The sequence below is a fragment of the Paraburkholderia guartelaensis genome, assembly GCF_004353905.1.
Taxonomy (GTDB): Bacteria; Pseudomonadota; Gammaproteobacteria; order Burkholderiales; family Burkholderiaceae; genus Paraburkholderia; species Paraburkholderia guartelaensis.
Map to the genome: position 1 here is coordinate 1 of NZ_SMOD01000168.1, position 756 is coordinate 756.

Genomic DNA, 756 nt, shown 5'->3' on the forward strand with positions numbered 1-756 from the left:
GTCACACCATGGGAGTGGGTTTTGCCAGAAGTGGCTAGTCTAACCGCAAGGAGGACGGTCACCACGGCAGGATTCATGACTGGGGTGAAGTCGTAACAAGGTAGCCGTATCGGAAGGTGCGGCTGGATCACCTCCTTTCCAGAGCTCATCGCTCACACGCGTTTTAAGCGCTCACACTTGTCGGCTGTAAGAAAGACAGACTCAGGGGTCTGTAGCTCAGTCGGTTAGAGCACCGTCTTGATAAGGCGGGGGTCGATGGTTCGAATCCATCCAGACCCACCAACTGGTCTGACGGGCAATCCCTTGAGTATGTATGTGACTGGGGGATTAGCTCAGCTGGGAGAGCACCTGCTTTGCAAGCAGGGGGTCGTCGGTTCGATCCCGTCATCCTCCACCAATCCTCAATGCTGGTGTCATTGACGCAAACGTCGAAAGATATTTGCGGTTCAGTGAGACAAGCATTGGCGATTGAGCCAGTCAGAGCGGTATGTGAAAACGTATCGGCTGTCGTTCTTTAACAATCAGGAAGAAGTAGTAAAGAGATTCATCTGAAACACACTTAGAGATGGGTGTGGAGTAGGTGAATCAGGGTTGTGATTGTATCAATGTATTTTTAAGTGATCGAAAGATTGCCTTGAAATACGGCGCAACACGAATACTCAACCTGTAGCGAGTGAGTCCGGAGTGAGCAATCACGGCGAGACACACCCGTTATAGGGTCAAGCGAACAAGTGCATGTGGTGGATGCCTTGGCGA

General features: G+C 51.2%; 2 tRNA genes and 1 rRNA gene. All 3 read left to right on the plus strand.

What is annotated here, in order from left to right:
* A 16S ribosomal RNA gene (locus tag E1N52_RS43885) occupies positions 1 to 138 on the plus strand; the annotation flags it as partial.
* 67 nt (positions 139 to 205) lie between these two features.
* Positions 206 to 282 (plus strand) — tRNA-Ile (locus tag E1N52_RS43890).
* A 39-nt stretch (positions 283 to 321) separates the two neighbouring features.
* Positions 322 to 397: transfer RNA gene (locus E1N52_RS43895), tRNA-Ala, on the plus strand.
* Positions 398 to 756: the final 359 nt, after the last annotated feature.